The sequence below is a fragment of the Streptomyces albireticuli genome (genome assembly GCF_021228125.1).
Taxonomy (GTDB): Bacteria; Actinomycetota; Actinomycetes; order Streptomycetales; family Streptomycetaceae; genus Streptomyces; species Streptomyces albireticuli.
On sequence record NZ_JAJQQS010000005.1, the window covers coordinates 1 to 19,009 of the forward strand.

The window sequence follows — 19,009 nt, forward strand, 5'->3', positions numbered from 1 at the left end:
TCGACTCCGTCACCCTCGGCGACTCCGACGCCATCGCCCGCGCCGTCCTCACCCTCCCACCCGTCGCCCACGTACCCCCCGCCCTGCGCCGCGAGGTCGCCGACGCGGAACTGACGGGCGTGATCGTATGACCGGCCCGGTACCCGGCACAGGAGCGGACACCGGGGCCGGCGGGGGCACCGGGAACACCCCCGAGCCCCTCGCCGCCGGTGCCGCGCCCGTGGCACCCCTGGGGGCGGCGGGCCCCGCGGAGCCCGCCGCCCCGGCGGAACCCGTGGACCCGCTCACCGACAGCGGGCTCCTCTCCCCCGTGCGGGCGGGCACGCCCGCCGAGGACGCGACCGGCGACCGGGCGTGGCTCCAGGCCATGCTCGACGCCGAGGCCGCCCTGGCCCGGGCACAGGCCCGGCTGGGCACCGTGCCCGGCACGGCGGCGGAGTCCGTCACCCGGGCCGCCCGCGCGGACCTCTTCGACCCGCGCGCCCTCGCCCTCGCGGCCCGTGAGACCGCCAACCCGGTCGTCGGCCTCGTCAAGGCGCTCACCCTGCGCGTCGCCGCGCAGGACCCGCAGGCGGCCGAGTACGTCCACCGCGGCTCCACCAGCCAGGACATCCTCGACACCGCCACCATGCTCGTCGCCCACCGCGCCCTGGGCCCGCTGCGCGCCGACCTCACCCGTATCGCCAGGGCCCTCGCGCACCTCGCCGACCGGCACCGCGACACGCTGATGGCCGGGCGGACGCTCGGCCTGCACGCGGTGCCCACCACCTTCGGGCTCAAGGCGGCGGGCTGGCGGCAGCTGGTGCTCGACGCGGGCCGCCGCGTCGAGCACGTACGGCGCCATCTGCCGGTCTCCCTGGGCGGCGCCGCCGGGACCCTCGCCGGGTACCTCGCGTACGCCCGTCTCGAAGGCACCGACGACCCCGGCTACGCCGGCCGGCTCTCCGCCGCGTACGCCGACGAGACCGGTCTCGCCCGCCCCGCGCTCCCCTGGCACACCCTGCGCACCCCGCTCGCCGACCTGGCGGCCGTCCTCTCCTTCACGACCGGCGCCCTCGGCAAGATCGCCACGGATGTGCTGACGCTCACCCGCACCGAGATCGCCGAACTCGCCGAGCCCGCCACCGCCGGCCGGGGCGCCTCGTCCGCCATGCCGCAGAAGCAGAACCCCGTCCTCGCCACGCTGGTCCGCAGCGCGGCCCTCCAGGTCCCGCACCTGGCCGCCGGGCTCACCCAGAGCCTGCTGAGCGAGGACGAGCGCGCGGCGGGCGTCTGGCAGGCCGAGTGGCAGTTCCTCCGCGAGGCGCTGCGCCTGACCGGGGGCGCCGCCCACACCGCCGTCGAGCTGGCCGAGGGCCTGACCGTCCACGCCGGCCGGATGCGCGAGAACCTCGCGCTCACCGGCGCCCGGATCGTCTCCGAGCGGCTGGCGGCCGAGCTCGCCCCGCACCTCGGCAAGGTCACCGCGAAGGCGCTGCTGACGGCCGCCTCCACGGAGGCCGACCGGTCCGGCAGACCGCTCCACACGGTGCTCGCCGACACCCCGGAGCTCAAGGGCCGTTACACCGAGGACGAGCTGGCGGCCCTGTGCGACCCCGCCGACCACACCGGCGCCGCGGCCGCCCTGACCGACCGGGCACTGCGGCCATGACCACGCGCACCTCGAAGTGGATCAGCCACTGGGAGCCCGAGGACGCGGAGTTCTGGGAGCGCGAGGGCAAGCGCGTCGCCCGCCGCAACCTCGTCCTGTCCGTCGTCTCCGAGCACATCGGCTTCTCCGTGTGGAGCATGTGGTCGGTCCTGGTGCTCTTCATGTCACCGGCCATCGGCCTCGGTTTCGGCCCCGGCGAGAAGTTCCTGCTGGTGGTCATCCCGACCCTGGTCGGCGCGCTGCTGCGACTGCCCTACAGCTACGCGGTCACCCGCTTCGGCGGCCGCAACTGGACGGTGTTCGCCACGGCGGTGCTGCTCGTTCCGGCCTCCCTCGCCGCGTACTTCGTCCACAGGCCGGGCACACCCCTGTGGGTCTTCCTCCTCGTCGCGGCGACGGCGGGCGTGGGCGGCGGGAACTTCGCCTCCTCGATGACCAACATCACGAGCTTCTACCCCCAGCGCCGACAGGGCTGGGCGCTCGGCCTCAACGCGGGCGGCGGCAACCTCGGCGTCGCGGCCGTCCAGCTCCTCGGCCTGCTCGTCATCGCCACGGCCGGTGACACGCATCCCGCGTACGTCGCCTCGCTCTACCTGCCGCTGATCGTGCTGGTGTCACTGCTGGCCGCCCTCCGGATGGACAACCTGGAGGCGGTGCGCACCGAGCCGGGCGCCCAGCGGGAGGCCCTGCGGCACGCCCACACCTGGTGGATCTCGCTGCTCTACATCGGCACGTTCGGGTCGTTCATCGGCTACGGGTTCGCCTTCGGCCTGGTGCTCCAGAACCAGTTCGCCTCCACCCCGCTGGAGGCCGCCTCGTACACCTTCCTCGGACCGCTGCTCGGCTCGGTGGCCCGGCCCTCGGGCGGCCGGCTGGCCGACCGCTGGGGCGGGGCGCGGGTGACGCTGTGGAGCTTCGCCGGGATGGGCGCGGGCACGGCCGTGCTGCTGCTCGCCTCCGACGCCGGCTCGTTCGGGCTGTTCGTGGCGGGGTTCACCGGCCTGTTCGTGCTCAGCGGGATCGGCAACGGCTCCACGTACAAGATGATCCCGGCCGTCTTCGCCCAGCGGGCGCTGAGCTCCGGCACGGGCCTCGCGGGGGCGCGGCGGCTCTCGGGCGCGGTGATCGGGATCGCGGGCGCGGTGGGCGCGCTCGGCGGCGTCGCGATCAACCTCGCCTTCCGCGCGGCCTACGGCGGCGCGTCCGGCGGCGGTTCGGGCGTACCGGCGTTCTGGGCCTTCCTCGTCTTCTACGCGGGCTGCGCGGTGGTCACCTGGACGGTGTACCTCCGCCGGGAACGCGCGGAGGCGTCCTCGGCCCTGGAGGCGTCCCGTGCGTAGGGCTTCCGCGGGGCCCGGGGCGGGGGCCCCGGGCGAGGGCGGCGGACCGACGGCCGGGGCGGGGCCGCCGGCAGCCTCCGGGTTCCGCGCGGACGCCGGGGCCGGTGCCTCAAGCGACCCCGGGACCGGGGCCGCGCCCCGGCCCGGAGCCGGGACCCGTCCGGGGTACGGGCACGGCCCCGGAGCCGCCGGCGGCTCCGGGGCCCCGCGCTCCGACGCCGGCACCGCGCCCGCGCCCGTACCCCCCGCCGCGTCCGTCGCGCCCGCCGCGCCCGAAGTCCCCACCCACTGCCCCTACTGCGCGCTCCAGTGCGGCACCCGGCTCACGGCCCGCGACGCGGGGGCGGGCGCGGTGGTGCGGCCCTCGCCCGACTTCCCCGTCAACCAGGGCGGGTTGTGCCAGAAGGGCTGGACCGCGCCCGCGGTGCTCACCGCGTCCGACCGGCTGACGACGCCGCTGGTGCGGGACGCCGCCGGGGCGCTCGTACCGGCGGACTGGGACACCGCGCTCGACCTGATCGCGAACCGGCTCCGCGCGCTGCGGGACGCCCACGGGCCCGACGCCGTGGGCGTGTTCGGCGGCGGCGGGCTGACCAACGAGAAGGCGTACCTGCTGGGGAAGTTCGCCCGCGTCGCGCTCGGCACCAGCCAGATCGACTACAACGGCCGCTTCTGCATGTCCTCCGCCGCCACGGCCGGGAACGCCGCGTTCGGCGTCGACCGGGGGCTGCCGTTCCCCGTCACGGACCTCGGCGACGCCGATGTGATCCTGCTGGCGGGCGCCAACCCCGCCGACACCATGCCGCCCCTGATGCGGCACCTCGGCCGGGCCGCCCTCGTGGTCGTCGACCCGCGCCGCACCGCCACCGCCGAGCGCGCCGCCCTGCACCTGCAGAACGCCCCCGGCACCGACCTCGCGCTGGCCCTGGGCCTGCTGCACCTGGCCGTCGCCGAGGGGCTGGTGGACACCGCGTACGTGGCCGGGCGCACGGCGGGCTTCGAGGCGGCCCGGCAGCGGGCGATGGCCTGGTGGCCGGAGCGCGTCGAGCGGGTCACCGGGGTGCCGGTCACCGCGCTGCGGGAGGCCGTCACGCTGCTGGCCGGCGCCGAGCGGGCGTACGTCCTGACCGGGCGCGGCGCCGAGCAGCACAGCAAGGGCACCGACACGGCCGCCGCGTTCGTCAACCTCGCGCTGGCGCTGGGGCTGCCCGGCCGGGCGGGTTCCGGTTACGGCTGTCTGACCGGGCAGGGCAACGGCCAGGGCGGCCGCGAGCACGGCCAGAAGGCCGACCAGCTGCCCGGCTACCGGATGATCGCCGACCCGGCGGCGCGCGCGCACGTCGCGGGCGTCTGGGGCGTACCGGCGGACTCCCTGCCGGGCCCCGGGCGCGGCGCGTACGAGCTGCTGGACGCGCTCGGCACCGCGGACGGGCCGAAGGCGCTGCTGGTCTTCGGGTCGAACCCGGCCGTCTCGGCCCCGCGCGCGGGGCATGTGAGCGAGCGGCTGGCCGCCCTGGACCTCCTGGTGGTCGCGGACTTCGTGCCGTCCGAGACGGCGCGCATGGCCGACGTCGTCCTGCCGGTCACCCAGTGGGCCGAGGAGGAAGGGACGATGACGAACCTGGAGGGGCGGGTGCTGCGGCGGCGCCGGGCGCTCCGCCCGCCGGCCGGGGTGCGCACCGACCTGGAGGTGCTCCAGGGGCTCGCGGTACGGCTGGGACAGCCGGAGGATCGATTCCCCACCGCGCCCCGGGCCGCCTTCGAGGAGCTGCGGCGCGCCTCGCGCGGCGGCCGCGCCGACTACGCGGGGATCAGCTACGAGCGGCTGGACGCCGGGGAGGCGCTGCACTGGCCGTGCCCCGACGAGGAACACCCGGGCACACCGCGGCTGTTCCTCGACCGCTTCGCGCACCCCGACGGGCGGGCCCGCTTCGCCGCCGTCGAGCACCGCGACCCGGCCGAGAACCCCGGCGGGCGCTTCCCGCTGTACGCCACGACCGGGCGGTCGCCCGCCCACTACCAGTCGGGGGCGCAGACGCGCCGGGTGCCCGAACTGACCGCGGCGGCCCCGGAGGCGTATGTGGAGATCCATCCCGACACCGCGCGCCGGGCGGGTCTGGACGAGGGCGCGACGGCCCGGATCAGCTCGGCGCGGGGCAGCACGCTCGCGCGCGTACGGCTGGTGGGGACGCTGCGCACGGACACGGTGTTCCTGCCGTTCCACTTCCCGGCCGAGGGCCGGGCCAACCTGCTGACGAACGACGCGCTGGACCCGCGCAGCGGGATGCCGGAATTCAAGGTGTGCGCGGTCCGCGTAGAGCCGATCGGCACGCCGTGACGTCACGGGCGGCCCCGGCCGCCGTCGCCGCCCGTGACGGCGGCGCGACGACAGGTACGAGGGAGGCGCCGCCGTGCGGGACGGCATGAGGGACACGACGCGGCCGACGGACTCCGGCGAGGCCGGAGCGGCGGTGGGGACCACGGGACCGGGCGGCGCCCGGGAGACCGCGGCGACGACGGGACCGGGCGGCGCCCGGGACGCTCCGGGGACCACAGGCCCCGAAAGCCCCGGGCAGGCCGCAGATGCTCCGGGGCCGAGCGGCAGCCGGGCGACCGCGGAATCCGCAGGCCCGGAAGGCCCCCGGCGGGACCCGACGCCCCCTGTGCCGGGCGGCGCCCGAACGGCCGTGGAAGCCACGTGCCCGGGAAGCCACGCGGCCACGCCTGTCACAGGCCGGGCCCGCGTCCAGCAGGCCGAGGCCGCGGGACCGGTCGGCACCGGGGAGGCCGCGGGACGGGCCGGCGTCCCAGCGGCCGCCCGGGCCCCGGGCCCCGGTGCCCTTCGGGACGCCGGGGCGGTCACCGGCCCCCGCAACGGCCCGCGGGCCGCGGGCCCCACCGGGCCCGGCACTGCCCGGAACCCCGCGGCGACCGCGACCACACCCGCCCGGGAACACCCCGGCGCGCCCGGGCCCCGGGCCCGTCACGGCACCTGTCCCGGCGCCCGCACCGGCATCCTCGTCATCGGCGGCGGGACCGCCGCCCACCGCCTCGTACAGCGGCTCCACGAGCTCGGTCACCCCGGGCCCGTGACCCTGCTGGGCGCCGAACCCGGGCCCGCCTACCACCGGCCGCTCCTCACCTCCGTGCTCGGCGGCGGGCTCTGCCCCGCCGACCTGGTCCTGCCGCCGCTCCCCGAGGGCACGGTGGTGCGTACGGGCACGACGGCCGTCGCCGTCGACCGGTGGCGGCGGGTGGTGCGGACGGACGACGGCGGGGAGTACGCGTACGCGACGCTCGTCCTCGCGACGGGGGCGCGGCCGCGGGAGCCGCTGGAGGGGGCGGGCGTGCTGCGGACGCTCGACGACTGCGCGCGGCTCGGGCCCGGGCATGTGACGGTGGTGGGCGGCGGCGTGCTCGGCGTGGAGACGGCGGCGGCGCTGCGGCGCGCGGGGCGCCGGGTCACGCTGGCGCACCCGGGCCCGTACCCGATGGCGGACCGGCTGCCCGCGGCGGCCGGGCGGCTGCTGGCGGCCCGGCTCGCCCGGCTCGGCGTGGAGGCGGAGCCGGACGCCGAGATCACCGGGCGCGAGCACGGCAAGCTGCGGCTGCGGGACGGCCGGCTGCTGGACGCGGACACGGTTCTGCAGTGCGCCGGGGTGACACCGGACACCGCACTGGCCCGCGCGGCCGGGCTCACGGTGCGCACGGGCGTGGTCGTCGACGACGCGCTGCGCACCAGCGACCCGTACGTGCGCGCCCTCGGCGACTGCGCCGAGCACCCCGGGGCCGCGCCGGGCACCCACGCCAACGCCTGGGACCAGGCCGAGGCGCTGGCCGGGCTCCTGGCCACCGGCCGGGGCCGCTACCGGGGGACGCGGTACGTGGTCCGGCCGCGGGTGCCGGGCCTGGACCTCGTCACCATGGGCCGGGCGCACGAGGACGACCAGCGGGTGGCGTTCTCGGACCCCGCGCGCGGCCGCTTCGCGGAACTCTCGCTCCGTAACGGAATGTTGACTTCCGCGACACTGGTCGGCCTGCCGCGCGCCATCGCGGCCGTCACCCAGCTCCACGACCACGGCCTGCCCGTCCCCGCGGACCGGCTCGCGCTGCTGCTCGGCACCGCGCCCGCCGAAGCGGGCCCTGTCGAACTCCCGGACGAAGCCGTAGTCTGCCGGTGCAACAACGTCACAAAAGCCGCGCTGACCGCCGCGATACGCGCCGGCGCCCGAGACCTGCCCGCCCTCGCCACCGCCACCCGCGCCACCACCGGTTGCGGATCCTGCACCCCGACCGTAAGAGCGCTCTGCACCGAGGTACGCACTCCATGACCCGCACCCTTGTCATCGTCGGCCACGGCATGATCGGCCACCGCGTGGCCACCGACGTCCTCGCCCGCGACACCGCCGGCGAATGGCGCGTGACCGTCCTCGCGGAGGAGAGCCGGCCCGCGTACAACCGCGTGGCCCTCTCCACCTACCTGGGCGGCCGGGCCGCCGCCGCGCTGACCCTGGCCCGCCCCGACTTCCTCGACGACCCGCGCCTCGACCTGCGCCTCTCCACACCCGTCGCCGCGATCGACCGGGACTCCCGCACGGTGAAGACCGCCGACGGCACGGCCGTCCCCTACGACGCGCTGGTCCTGGCCACCGGCTCCCGGCCGTTCGTCCCGCCCGTCCCGGGCCACGACCTGCCCGGCTGCTTCGTCTACCGCACCCTCGACGACCTGGACGCGATACGCGCGGCCGCCGAGGGCTCCGAGGGCCGGCCCGGCGTCGTCATCGGCGGCGGCCTGCTCGGCCTGGAGGCGGCCGGCGCGCTGCGCAAGCTGGGGATGAAGGCGCACGTGGTCGAGATGGCCCCGCGCCTGATGGCCGTTCAGCTGGACCAGGGCGGCGGCGACATCCTGGCGCGCATGATCAGGGAACTCGGCGTGGAGGTCCACTGCTCGGCCGTCACGGAGGCCGTGGAAGCGGGCCCGGACGGCTCGGTGTCCGGCGTCCGGCTGGCCGACGGCACCCTTCTGGAGACGGACCTGGTGGTCTTCTCCGCCGGCATCCGCCCCCGCGACGACCTCGCCGAGCAGGCCGGCCTCCGCCGCGCCGAGCGCGGCGGCTTCCTCGTCGACAACCGTCTGCGCACCGAGGACGACCGCGTCTGGGCCGTCGGCGAGTGCGCCGCGGTCGAGGGCCGCTGCTACGGCCTCGCGACCCCCGGCTATCAGATGGCCAAGGTCGTCGTGGAGCAGCTCCTCGACGGCGACGACGCGGCCGGCTCCGTCTTCGACGGCGCCGACATGTCCACCAAGCTCAAGCTGCTCGGCGTCGACGTCGCGAGCATCGGTGACGCCCACGCCACGACGCCCGGCGCCATCGAGTACGTCCAGGCCGACCCGGCCGCGGGCACCTACGCGAAGCTGGTCCTGGCGGAGGACGGGCGGACCCTGCTGGGCGGGGTGCTGGCGGGTGACGCGAAGCCGTACCCGCTGCTGCGATCGCTGCTGAACCGCGAACTCCCGGCCCCGGTGGACCAGATGCTGGCCTGGAAGCCCTGAGCGGCGTCGGCCGCTCCGCCGGACGCGGACCACGGGGCCCCTGGGCTCAGTGGTCCGCGAACCACCGGCGCGTCCGCTCCGGGATCCCCGGGGAGCTCCGCAGCACCGTCTTCTGTACGTCCGCGAGCGTCTTCGCCGCGAGCTGGCGGCGCCAGGCGAGCTCCGCCTCGCGCATGGCCCACGACACGTGGCACGGATGGTCGAAGGCTCCCTGGGAGACCTCGCGCTGCGGGCCCCGGCGGCGGATCTCGGAGCAGCGGAACGCCTTCTCCGGGCCCTCGATGGCGGTCACGATGTCCATGAGCGTGATCGTCTCCGGCTCGCGGGCGAGCCGGAAACCGCCCCGGGGCCCCGGGCTGGAGGACGCGATGTCGGCCTGGACGAGGGCCTGGAGCTGTTTTCCCAAATAGGCCGGCGGAAGGTCGTAGAACGCGGCGAGCCTGGCCGCGGGGACCGCTCTCTCCGGCCCGACCCAGGCCAGGTTCAGGCAGGTGTGCATGGCCCATTCCACACCCTCGCTCATTCGCATGAAAGCGATGCTATAGGGAGAATCGGCCCTGCAAAATGACTGCGTGGCACGCGAATTCACCTGAATAGGAGGGCGCCCCGGCACCCGGAGACCATGGCGCGAAGTGAGCGCCGGAGGTGCCGCGGGCGGCCCGTCAGCCCGCAGCGGGCCGCAGCAGCACCGTGTCCAGTTCGGCCTCCAGGCGGTCGAGGTCGTCCTGGTGGCCGTGGGCCGCGATATGACCGTCGGGGCGGATCAGGTGATATCCCGGACGGCCGCAGAACGCGTCCCCCGCCGCCACGCCGCGCGGTATCCACCGCACCCGCAACTGCGGCCGGAGCGCGGCGATGTGGCCGATCTCGGCCCGCCATTCGGCGGACCGGCCCCTTCCGGGTTCGCGGACCGCGAGGACCCAGCGGCCCGGGTCCGCCCCGGGGCCCGAGATCCCGGCCGAGAGCGCGGCCCGGCGCGGGAACGTCCCGCCGACCTTCGCCCCGCCGGGCAGCCGGCCCCGCAGCCGGCAGGCGGTGAGGCCGCCCGGCCGCTGGGTGTCGCGCTCCGGCTCGTAGGCGAGGCGGCGGCCCGCCATCACCGGCGTGTAGAACCGCGACACCGTGTGCGTACGGTCCAGGAAGCGGAACGCCGCGTCCCGGGCGCGTACTTGGAGCGGCCCGTTGAACATCCACGCCCGTGTCTGTATGTCGGTGTCCCGCACGATCCGCCGCGTCGACTCCGAGCGCTCCTGCCCGTAGGTGCCGAGCAGCGAGGACGGGGACTCGCCGCGGATCACGGCGGCGAGCTTCCAGGCGAGGTTGTGCGCGTCCTGGAGGCCGTTGTTCATGCCCTGGCCGCCCGCGGGGCTGTGGACGTGCGCCGCGTCGCCCATCAGGAAGACCCGGCCGCGCTGGAAGTCCACGGCCCGCCGCGCATGCACCCTGAACACCGTCTGCCACACCGGCTCCGTGATCCGCACCCCGCGCGGGCCGCGCTCGTCGAGGATCCCCTGCATCATCGGCACGCTGACCTCGCCACCCCCGTCCGGCATGACCGACAGGAAGCGGTGCACGCCCTCCGGCTGCGGAACGATCACCAGGGTGCCGCCGGCCGCCTGGTAGTAGAGGATCTCGTCCTTCGGCAGATACCCGTCGATACGGGCGTCGACCAGCGCGAACGCCATCTCGTAGGTGGTGCCCTGGAAGCCGATGCCGAGCTGCCCGCGCACCGAGCTGCCCGCGCCGTCGGCGCCGATCACGAACGGCGCCCGCACCCGCTCGACGGGCCCCTGCCCGTCGCCGTGCTCCAGGATCGCCGTGACCCCGTCGGTCGCCTCGATCCGGCCGGAGAAGTCCACGTCGTCCAGGGCCAGCAGCCGCACCCCGCGCTCGATCTTCCCGCCCAGCGAGCGCAGCCGCTCGGTGAGGATCCGCTCCGTCTCCGGCTGCGGCAGCTGCCGGGCGGCGAGGTCGTCCGCGAACGTGAACGACGCCAGGGGGCGGCGCTCGGAGAAGTAGCTGAACGCGCGGATGGGCACGGAGGCGGCACGGACCTCGTCGGCGACGCCGAGGTCCTCGAGGATGTCGAGGACGCGCGGCCAGAGGGAGAGGGCCTTGGGGACGGTCATGGGGGCCTGGGCGCGGTCGATGATGCGGGTGGGGACGCCGCGGCGGAGCAGCTCGCAGGCGGCGAGCAGGCCTGTGGGGCCTGCTCCTACGACGAGGACTTGGGTGTCGGTGGGGTCGGGGGTGTCCATGGGGTCTCCTGTGCGGGTTCTGAGGGCGGGGTGCGGGTGCGGGTGGGGGTCCGGGTGGGGGCGCCGCCGCGCGGGGCCTTGCCCCCGCCCCGCCCCTTCCCGAACCGGGAGCTTCGCCCCCGGGCCCCCGTTCCGCGCTCAGCGCGGTGTCCTCAGACGCCGGACGGGCCGGATTTCAGGGGCGGGGCCGGGGAAAGCTCCTACGCGCCCCCGCCCAGGCCCTCCCGCAGGCGCCGCGTCAGCTCCAGCCGCTGCACCTTCATCGTCGCCGTCCGCGGCAGTTCCTCCAGCCGCATCTGAACCGGCGGCGCCAGCGTCGGGAAGTCCGTCACCGCCTCCCGCCACCGCTCCGGGTCCAGCGGTACGTCACCGCGGGTGCAGACGACCGGGAGCGGTTCGTCCGACGGGCCGCGCAGGAGGACGAGTTCGGCGAGCTCGGGCAGGCGTCCGAGGACCGCGTCCTCGACCTCCAGGGTGCTGTGGATCGTGGGGACGACGTCGACCTCGCGGTCGAGGAGGTGCAGACAGCCCTCCTCCGTGCGGTAGCCGACGTCCATGCCGCGCCACCACCCGTCGCCGTCGACCTGCTTGGCGTACCGCTCGCCCTCGCCGAAGTACGTCAGCACCCGGCCCGCGGCCTGCACCTCGATATAGCCGGGGTGCTCCTTCGACGGGGCCTTGCCGTCCCGGCCGACGAGCCGGAACTTGGTGTCACCGGGGAACGCGTACCCCTGGCAGCGGCCGTCCGCGCCGAGGGCCGTCTGCCGGGTGAAGGAGCGGCCGACGAGCGGGCCCGTCTCGCTCTGCCCGTAGATCTGGTAGAAGACCGGGTGGTGCCGGTCGGAGGCGTGCAGCAGCCGGTGCATCGTGCCGGGGTGGATCGCGTCGAAGGTGCTGCTGAAGTACTTCACGTTCGCGAAGGGCCGGCGGGGGTCGTCCGCGAGCTCCTCCCACTCCATGAAGGAGTTGGGCGCCGACTCCACGAACGCGGGCCGGGTGCGGGCGAAGAGCTCCGCGACCTTCTCCGGGTCCGCGTCGTCCATGACGAGGAACGGGACGCCGCGCGGCAGCAGCACGGCGAGCGCGAGCGGCATCCGGGAGTGCACGTACGACACGTGCAGGGCCACCGTCTCGTGCTCGCGGACGAGGTCGAAGAGCTTCGCCTGCGGGCGGTAGCGGCCGTGCAGCGTGCGCGGCGTGTGTACGAGGAGCTTCGGCAGGCCGGTGGTGCCGGAGGTGTGGGTGATGAGGGCGGGCTCGTCGAGGCCCAGCTCGACGGGCTCCCGGCGGGGCGCGCCGGCGAGGTCGGCCAGCGAGACCGTGCCCTCCCGCGCACCGGCCACGACGAAGATCTCCTTGGCCAGGTTCGGCAGCGTCGGGTCGGACAGCTCGGCGTCGAGCTTCGCCAGGTCCGTCACCAGGTACGGCTGGCCGAGCCGGTCCAGCAGTGCCAGCACGCTCGCGCCGTCGAGCCCCGGGGACAGCTGGACCGGCACGGCGCCGATCCGCGAGACGGCGCACGACAGGATGTTGATGTCGAAGCCGGCCGTCTTGTAGAGCGCGACGTGCTCGCCGGTGCGCACGCCCGCGGCCCACAGCCGGGCGGCCACGTCGTCGATGTGGTCCGCGAAGGCGGCGAAGGTCAGCTCGGGCCCGGCGCCGGGGAGCAGCGGCATCTCGTGGTCGAGGGTGATCGGTGTGTCGGGGTACTTCGCGGCGGCGCGCTCGGCCACCAGCCCCATGTGGATGCCGGTGTCGCTGGCGGTGATCGGCAGCATGCGTTGCTCCTGGGAATTCTGGAAGGTTCGGGTCCGTGGGGGCGTGGCGCGGGGTGTCCCGCTCCGGATCAGCCGACGGGGGCGCCGGTGAGCAGCCCGGCCAGCAGCGCGCCGGTGATCCGTGGCCCGTCCTGGGTGAGGACGGACTCGGCGTGGAACTGCATGGAGGCGAAGTGCGCGCCGCGCAGGGCGTGGATCTCGCCGGTGGCGGGGTCGCGGCTGATCTCCACCTCGCCGGCCGCGGTGGCCGCCCGGTCCTCCCGGCTCAGCGCGGCGAAGGTGTTGTAGAAGCCGACCCGCTCCGGGCTGCCGAAGAGCTCGATCCCGCGCTGGACGCCCTGGTTGGGCACGTCACGGCGGTGCAGGGGGAAGCCGAGCCGGAGGCTGAGCAGCTGGTGGCTGAGGCAGACGGCGAGGAAGGGGCGGCCCTCGTCGAGGAGGGTGGCGATCGCCGCGTCCAGGTGGGCGATCTTGGGGTGGGCGGCGGCGCGGGGGTCGCCGGGGCCGGGGCCCATGACGATCAGGTCGTGCCCGTCGAAGGAGTACGGCTCGTCGAAGCGCCGTACGGTCACCTCCAGTCCCAGTGACCGCAGTTGGTGGTCGATCATCGAGGTGAAGGTGTCCTCGGCGTCGACGACCAGGACGCGCCGGCCTTCGAGCACGGGCACGGTGCGGGCCCGCTCGGTGTCGGGTGCCAGCCAGAACCCGGCGATGCCGGTGTTCCGCTCGGCGAGTGCCGCGCGGACGCGGGGGTGGCGGCCGAAGCGGCCGCCGCCGTCGTCCTTGAGCGCGGAGATCAGCCCGGCGGCCTTGGCGCGGGTCTCCAGGACCTCGGAGTCCGGGTCGGAGTGGCGTACGAGCGTGGCGCCGACCCCGATCCGCACCCGGCCGTCCCGGTCGATGTCGGCGGTGCGGATGAGGATCGAGGAGTCCAGGACCCGCTTCCCGGCCGTGTCCCGGCCGATGAGGGCGAGGACCCCGCTGTAGTAGCCGCGGCCGGTCCCCTCGTAGCGGTCGATGACCCGGCAGGCGCTCTCCAGCGGACTGCCGGTGACGGTCGGCGCGAACATCGTCTCGCGGAGGATCTCGCGGGGGTCGCGGTCGGTGCGGCCCTCGATGAGGTACTCGGTGTGCGCGAGGCGGGCCATCTCCTTGAGGTAGGGGCCGACGACCCGGCCGCCGCCGGTGCAGATCCGGGCCATCATCTTCAGTTCCTCGTCGACGACCATGTACAGCTCGTCGGTCTCCTTGCGGTCGGCGAGGAAGTCCATGACCTCGGGCAGGCTGGGGCCCGCGGCGGGGTAGCGGTAGGTGCCGCTGATCGGGTTCATGACCGCCCGGCCGTCCGCGACGCTGATGTGCCGCTCGGGGGTCGCGCCGACGAGGGTGCGGTCGCCGGTGTGGACGAGGAACGTCCAGTACGCGCCCGACTCGCGCTCCAGCAGCCGACGGAAGAACGTCAGGGCGTGGGCCGGGGAGTAGCCGCTGATGTCGGCGGTGAAGGACCGCTTGATGACGAAGTTGGCGCCCGTGCCCTCGCCGATCTCCTCGGCGACGACCCGCCGCACGGTCCGGGCGTACGCGTCGTCGTCGACGTCGAAGTGCTCTCCCGTGAGGGTGAGGGGCACGTCGGGGATCCGGGCGAGGACCTCGGCCACGCCGGCGAGGGCCTGGTCGGTGACGGTCATCGCGAGCAGCGGGGTCCCGTCGTCGGCGCAGGCGAAGCCCCGTTCGGCGATCTGCCGGTAGGGGACGACGGCGAGGACCTCGTGGCCGGGGCCCGCGCCGGGCCCGTCGGGCAGTGGGATCCCGGCCAGCGTCCCCGGCGCGGAGACGTCCCCGAGCAGGACGTCGAGGCTGCCCGGCCCGGTCGCGTCCGGCCGGTGGATCAGGGCGAACGCGGGTGCGTCGCCCGCGAGTACGCGGTCCAGCGGGCCGGCCTGTGCCCGCCCGGCGGCGGCGCTCATGCCCCGGCCCCGGTCGGCGCGGTCCCGGCGGACGCGGCCCGGCCCGGCCCGGCCTCCGCGAGGTCGGTGACGAGGTCCTTCGCGGTGGCGACGACGGCGCAGCGCTCGGCCGCGTAGGTCACCGCGAGCCGGTGGTGGGCGGCGGAGAAGTCGGCCACGGCGTCGGCCGCGAGGAAGGTCCGTATGTCGTGGGTGAACGCCTCGACGGCGGTCGTCAGGACGCCCACGTGCGCGTACACACCGCAGACGATCAGCTGGTCGCGGCCGGCGGCCCGCATCCGCTCCAGCAGGTCGGAGCGGAAGAAGGCGCTGTACCGCCACTTGGTGAACACCCAGTCGCCGGGCGCGGGCGTCAGCTCGTCGACGACCAGCCGGTCCTCCGGGTCCACCCGCATCCCCGGGCCCCAGAAGTCCTTCAGCAGGCCGCGGTCGGCGTCGCTCATGCCGCCGGGCTGCGCGGTGTAGGCCACGGGTACGCCCAGGCCCGCGCAGGTCTCGCGGAGCAGCGCGGCGTTGGCGACGAGTTCCTCGCGCGGCGCGTCCGGCAGGGGCGCGAGGAAGTAGCGCTGCATGTCGTGGAGGAGCAGGACCGCGCGGGCCGGGTCGGCGGTCCACCGGGCGGTGTTCTCGGGCAGTTCGCCCGCTGTCGGCATCGGGTACGGCTCTATCGGGGGGATGCCCGCCATGACACGTCCTCGTGTTGGGTCGCTGGGATTCGCTGCGGAAGTAGGGGGAGCGGAGGGGCGCCGTCAGACGCCGAGGGTGGCGCCGCCGTCGACGGTGAGGTCGTGCATGGTGATGTGCGCGGCCTGGTCGGAGAGGAGGAAGGCGACGGCGTTGGCGATGTCGGCGGGGCTGGCCAGCTTGCCCAGCGGGATGCCGACCTTGAAGGTGTCGGTGCGGCCCTCGATGGTCGTCCGCGGGGTGGTCGTCTCGTTCCACATGCTGCTGAGCATCGGGGTGTCCGTGGAGCCGGGTGCCACGACGTTGCAGCGGATGCCGTGCCGGGCGACCTCCAGGCCCAGCGACTTGGTGAACATCGAGGCGGCGGCCTTGGAGGCGGCGTAGGCGGCCATCGCCTGGCGGGGGGTGCCCGCCGCGTTGGAGGCCACCGTCACTACGGCGCCCCGGCCGCGCGGGATCATGCGCCGGACGGCCGCGCGGGACAGGTGGAAGACCCCGTCGACGTTGACGGCGAAGACCGCCGCCCAGTCCTCGGAGGCGAAGTGCCGGACCTCGCCGAGCCGGAGCACCCCGGCGGCGTTGACGAGGAACTCCAGGGGGCCGAGCCGGTGTTCGACCTCGGCGACGGTGGCCTCGACCTGCCGCTCGTCGGTGACGTCGCAGTGGAAGGCCTCGGCCGTGAGGCCGTCGGCGGTCAGTTTCCCGACGGTCTCGTGGAGCGTCTCGGCGTCGCGGTCGACGGCGGCGACGCGTACGCCCTTCTCGCCCAGTGTGCGGGCGACGGCCGCGCCGATGCCGCTGGCGGCGCCGGTGACCAGGGCGGTCCTGTTCTCCATCGGTGTCTCCTCTCCCTAGATGCGGGGTCCGGGGCCCGGGTGGTCCCCGGGTACGTGCCGTGGCGTGCGGCGGCCGGTCAGCCCTGCCAGGCCGAGACGACCTGGAGGGCCTGGGCCGGGTTGAGCCGGGGGTCGCAGAAGCTCGTGTACTTGTCGCCGACGTGCGCGAGCCCGGACTCGTCCCGTACGCACTCGGTGACGTCCTCGGGGGTGGTCTCCAGGTGCAGGCCACCGGCGACGCCGCCGGCCCCGCGGACGGCTTCCTGGAACTCGCGGACCTCGCGGACGACGGTGTCGACCAGGCGGGTCTTGAGCCCGTCGGGCGCGGTGACGGTGTTGCCGTGCATGGGGTCGGACAGCCAGCTCACCGGGTGCCCGGCGGCGCGTACCGCCTCGACGAGCGGCGGCAGCCGGTCGGCGACGGCCGTCGCGCCCATGCGGGCGATCAGGGTGAGCCGGCCGTGCTCCCGGCCCGGGTCGAGGCGCTCGCACAGGGCGAGGAGCTCACCGGCGTCCATGGTGGGGCCGACCTTGCAGGCGACGGGGTTGCCGACGGCGGCGAGGAGGGCGACGTGGGCGCCGTCGACCTGCCGGGTGCGCTCGCCGATCCAGGGCCAGTGGGTGGACGTCAGCCAGGCCCGGCCCTCCTCGTCCCGGCGGACCATGGGCTCCTCGTAGTCGAGGAGCAGGGCCTCGTGGCTCGTCCACACGGGCGGGCAGATGCCCGAGCGGCGGGCGGGGTGGAGCCAGCCGAGGTGGGTCATGGCCTCGCCCGCGGCGAGGTAGCCGGAGAGGAGGCGCTGCGGGTCGGGACGGCGGCGCTCGGGGTGCGGCTCGGGGCTGTTCACCATGTGGCCGCGGTAGACGGGCAGTTCGGCGCCGCCGACGACCTCGGTGGGGCGGGAGCGGGGCTTGGCGAACTGCCCGGCCATCCGGCCCGCCCGCACCACCGGCTTGTGCGTGATCATCTTCATGGCGCCCGCGAGGACGTCCAGGAGTCCGGCCTTCCGGGCCACGTAGCCCGAGGTGCACTCCGCCGGGTCCTCCGCGCAGTCGCCCGCCTGCACCACCTGCGACTCGCCGTGCGCCACGTGGGCGAGGTGGGCGCGCAGGGTGCGGATGTCGGCGGCCCGGACGAGCGCGGGGCGGGAGGCGAGCTCCTGCCGGACGCGCTCGACCTGGGCGGCCGCGTCGCCCCAGTCGGGCTGCTGGAGCGCGGTCTCGGGCCGGGCGTCGAGCACAGCGTTGTTCACGGGGTTCTCTCCTGGACGGTCGCTCGTGCGGGCGGTGGGTGCGCGGCCGGGACGCCGGGGACGGCCCGGGTCCGGGGCGGGCCGGTCAGGGGCGGGGGACGACGCCGGCGGTGTCCCAGAACCGCAGCTGCCGCCGCTTGACGGTCGCGCCGACCCTCAGGACGCCTTCGCCGCCGTCGCCGCCGCCGAGGATCAAGGTGCTGTCCCGGCCGGTGGTGTACGCGGGCCGGTCCGGCGTGTGCGCGCCGCCGGGGACGCCGGTGCGGGCGAAGGAGGCGACGAGGTCCATGAAGGCGTCGGAGACCGCCGCCTCGGCGGGGCCGTCGCCGAACTCCGCCACGTTCTCCGGCAGGCCGTAGGTGCCGAAGAGGAACTTGGAGGTGGCCTCGTGCGGGGTGCCGAGGTAGGGCGGGCGTACGGGGTGCGCGAACTCCATGACGTACTGCGGGGCGGTCTCCGTGCGGGCGTGCCGTTCGGCGAGCCGCAGGATCTGGAACCGGAAGAGGAGGTCTCCCCAGATCTCCGTCCACAGGGACAGCGGGTCCTGGGGAAGGCCCTCGGCCGCGGCGGCCTCGCGGTAGGCGGTGAGGCAGGCGTCCACGAGCGCGTCGCCGGCCCGTACGGCGCCCTTGAGGAGGACACCCCGGACGGCTTCCCGCAGCTCGGCGCCGGTGGCCGGGGCCGGGGGCGCGGTGGGCCGTTCGGGGCAGGTGTAGAAGGAGCCCTCGGTGCGGGTGTGGACGACCAGCGAGGGCCGCGACGGCGACGGGAGCTTGTAATCGTGGTCGGGCAGCCAGCGGCCGTCGACGACGGGGCCGCGGTACTCCCGTCCGCTGTCCACGGCGCGGGTCTCCGGCGGGCCGGAGAAGATCCGTTCCCAGGCGTCCCGCAGCGCCGCCGCGGGCACGTCGCGCAGGCCCCGCACGGTCGTGCCGAAACCTTTCGCCAGCTGTGCGTAGACGGTCCGGGAGTCCTCGGGCGTGAGGGAGTTCGCCGGGGCCCATATGTGGCAGGCGCTGATGGGGACGAGCGCGTGGACGAGGCCGCCCAGCTCGGGCAGCAGCGCGAGCTGGCGGACGCTCGCGCCGCCGGCCGAGGTGCCGCACAGCACGATCCGGTCCGGGTCGCCGCCGAAGGCCGCGGCGTTGTCGTGGGCCCAGCGGACGAGCGCGGCCTGGTCCTGGAGCCCCCAGTTGGCGCAGGACCCGGTGAGCGGGTCGGCGAGCTCCTCGTGGAGGCCGAAGCCGAAGGCGCCCAGCCGGTAGTTGAAGGTCACGACGACGAGGTCGCCCCGGGCGGCGAGCCGCGCGCCGTCGTAGTTCGGCAGACTGCCCGCGCCGCGCTCCCAGCCGCCGCCGTGGACGTAGACGAGGACGGGCCGGGCGCCGGTGGTGCCCGGCGTCCAGACGTTGGCGTACAGCGAGTCCTCGCTGTGGCCGGGGACGATCGACTGGAAGGACGCCGGGGCGAAGGCGGTGGCGTCCCGCACGCCGTCCCAGGCCGCCGGCGGCCGGGGCGAGGCGAAGCGGAGCGCGCCCACCGGCGGTGCCGCGTACGGCACGCCGCGGAAGACGGCGACGTCTCCCCCGGGTCCGCCGTGCCCGGTCCGTGAGCCCGCGACCGTACCGGCGGTGGTGTGGGCCACCACGGCGTCCGGCGCGGGTGCCCGTCGATCGGATGCGCTCATG

General features: G+C 75.5%; 13 protein-coding genes. 5 read left to right on the top strand and 8 right to left on the bottom strand.

Features of this window, described 5'->3' with window-relative positions:
- Window positions 1-127 precede the first annotated feature (127 nt).
- The 5 genes from LUZ64_RS10725 to LUZ64_RS10745 all read left to right on the top strand — a co-directional run bounded on the left by LUZ64_RS10725 (window position 128) and on the right by LUZ64_RS10745 (window position 8,545).
- Window positions 128-1,651 carry a nitrosuccinate lyase gene (locus LUZ64_RS10725; protein WP_095583014.1) on the top strand — a complete coding sequence of 508 codons (1,524 nt, stop codon included), beginning with the start codon at window positions 128-130 and terminating at the stop codon, window positions 1,649-1,651.
- Entirely contained in the window at window positions 1,648-2,991 is a 1,344-nt protein-coding gene (locus LUZ64_RS10730; RefSeq protein WP_095583013.1) for an MFS transporter, read from the top strand. The genes LUZ64_RS10725 and LUZ64_RS10730 overlap by 4 nt, the downstream gene beginning before the upstream one ends.
- A complete protein-coding gene (locus tag LUZ64_RS10735; RefSeq protein WP_232389925.1) occupies window positions 2,984-5,329 on the top strand; it encodes a molybdopterin oxidoreductase family protein in 2,346 nt (781 codons plus the stop codon). Before LUZ64_RS10730 ends, LUZ64_RS10735 begins: the two co-directional genes overlap by 8 nt.
- A 349-nt stretch (window positions 5,330-5,678) precedes the next feature.
- Window positions 5,679-7,322, top strand: a complete 1,644-nt coding sequence (locus LUZ64_RS10740) for an FAD-dependent oxidoreductase (RefSeq protein ID WP_232389924.1) — start codon at window positions 5,679-5,681, stop codon at window positions 7,320-7,322.
- Complete coding sequence (locus tag LUZ64_RS10745; protein WP_095583012.1) at window positions 7,319-8,545, top strand: NAD(P)/FAD-dependent oxidoreductase; 1,227 nt, start codon at window positions 7,319-7,321, stop codon at window positions 8,543-8,545. Before LUZ64_RS10740 ends, LUZ64_RS10745 begins: the two co-directional genes overlap by 4 nt.
- Window positions 8,546-8,591: 46 nt before the next feature.
- Here the strand turns inward: LUZ64_RS10745 and LUZ64_RS10750 are convergent, their stop codons facing one another.
- The 8 genes from LUZ64_RS10750 to LUZ64_RS10785 all read right to left on the bottom strand — a co-directional run bounded on the left by LUZ64_RS10750 (window position 8,592) and on the right by LUZ64_RS10785 (window position 19,008).
- A complete protein-coding gene (locus LUZ64_RS10750) occupies window positions 8,592-9,074 on the bottom strand; it encodes an RrF2 family transcriptional regulator (protein ID WP_095583011.1) in 483 nt (160 codons plus the stop codon).
- A 133-nt stretch (window positions 9,075-9,207) separates the two neighbouring features.
- Entirely contained in the window at window positions 9,208-10,803 is a 1,596-nt protein-coding gene (locus tag LUZ64_RS10755; RefSeq protein WP_095583010.1) for an FAD-dependent monooxygenase, read from the bottom strand.
- Between the two features lie 200 nt (window positions 10,804-11,003).
- Entirely contained in the window at window positions 11,004-12,581 is a 1,578-nt protein-coding gene (locus LUZ64_RS10760) for a class I adenylate-forming enzyme family protein (RefSeq protein WP_095582312.1), read from the bottom strand.
- A gap of 68 nt (window positions 12,582-12,649) precedes the next feature.
- On the bottom strand, window positions 12,650-14,548 hold the full coding sequence (locus tag LUZ64_RS10765) for an anthranilate synthase family protein (protein ID WP_095582313.1): 1,899 nt from the start codon (window positions 14,546-14,548) through the stop codon (window positions 12,650-12,652).
- Window positions 14,545-15,234 carry an isochorismatase family protein gene (locus LUZ64_RS10770; protein WP_095582314.1) on the bottom strand — a complete coding sequence of 230 codons (690 nt, stop codon included), beginning with the start codon at window positions 15,232-15,234 and terminating at the stop codon, window positions 14,545-14,547. The genes LUZ64_RS10765 and LUZ64_RS10770 overlap by 4 nt, the downstream gene beginning before the upstream one ends.
- Window positions 15,235-15,297: 63 nt before the next feature.
- The gene (locus LUZ64_RS10775; protein ID WP_095582315.1) at window positions 15,298-16,068 is read right to left on the bottom strand and encodes a 2,3-dihydro-2,3-dihydroxybenzoate dehydrogenase; all 771 of its coding nucleotides are present in this window, start codon (window positions 16,066-16,068) and stop codon (window positions 15,298-15,300) included.
- Between the two features lie 77 nt (window positions 16,069-16,145).
- On the bottom strand, window positions 16,146-17,321 hold the full coding sequence (locus LUZ64_RS10780) for a 3-deoxy-7-phosphoheptulonate synthase (RefSeq protein ID WP_095582316.1): 1,176 nt from the start codon (window positions 17,319-17,321) through the stop codon (window positions 16,146-16,148).
- Between the two features lie 85 nt (window positions 17,322-17,406).
- On the bottom strand, window positions 17,407-19,008 hold the full coding sequence (locus LUZ64_RS10785; protein WP_095582317.1) for a carboxylesterase/lipase family protein: 1,602 nt from the start codon (window positions 19,006-19,008) through the stop codon (window positions 17,407-17,409).
- Between the last annotated feature and the right edge of the window lies 1 nt (window position 19,009).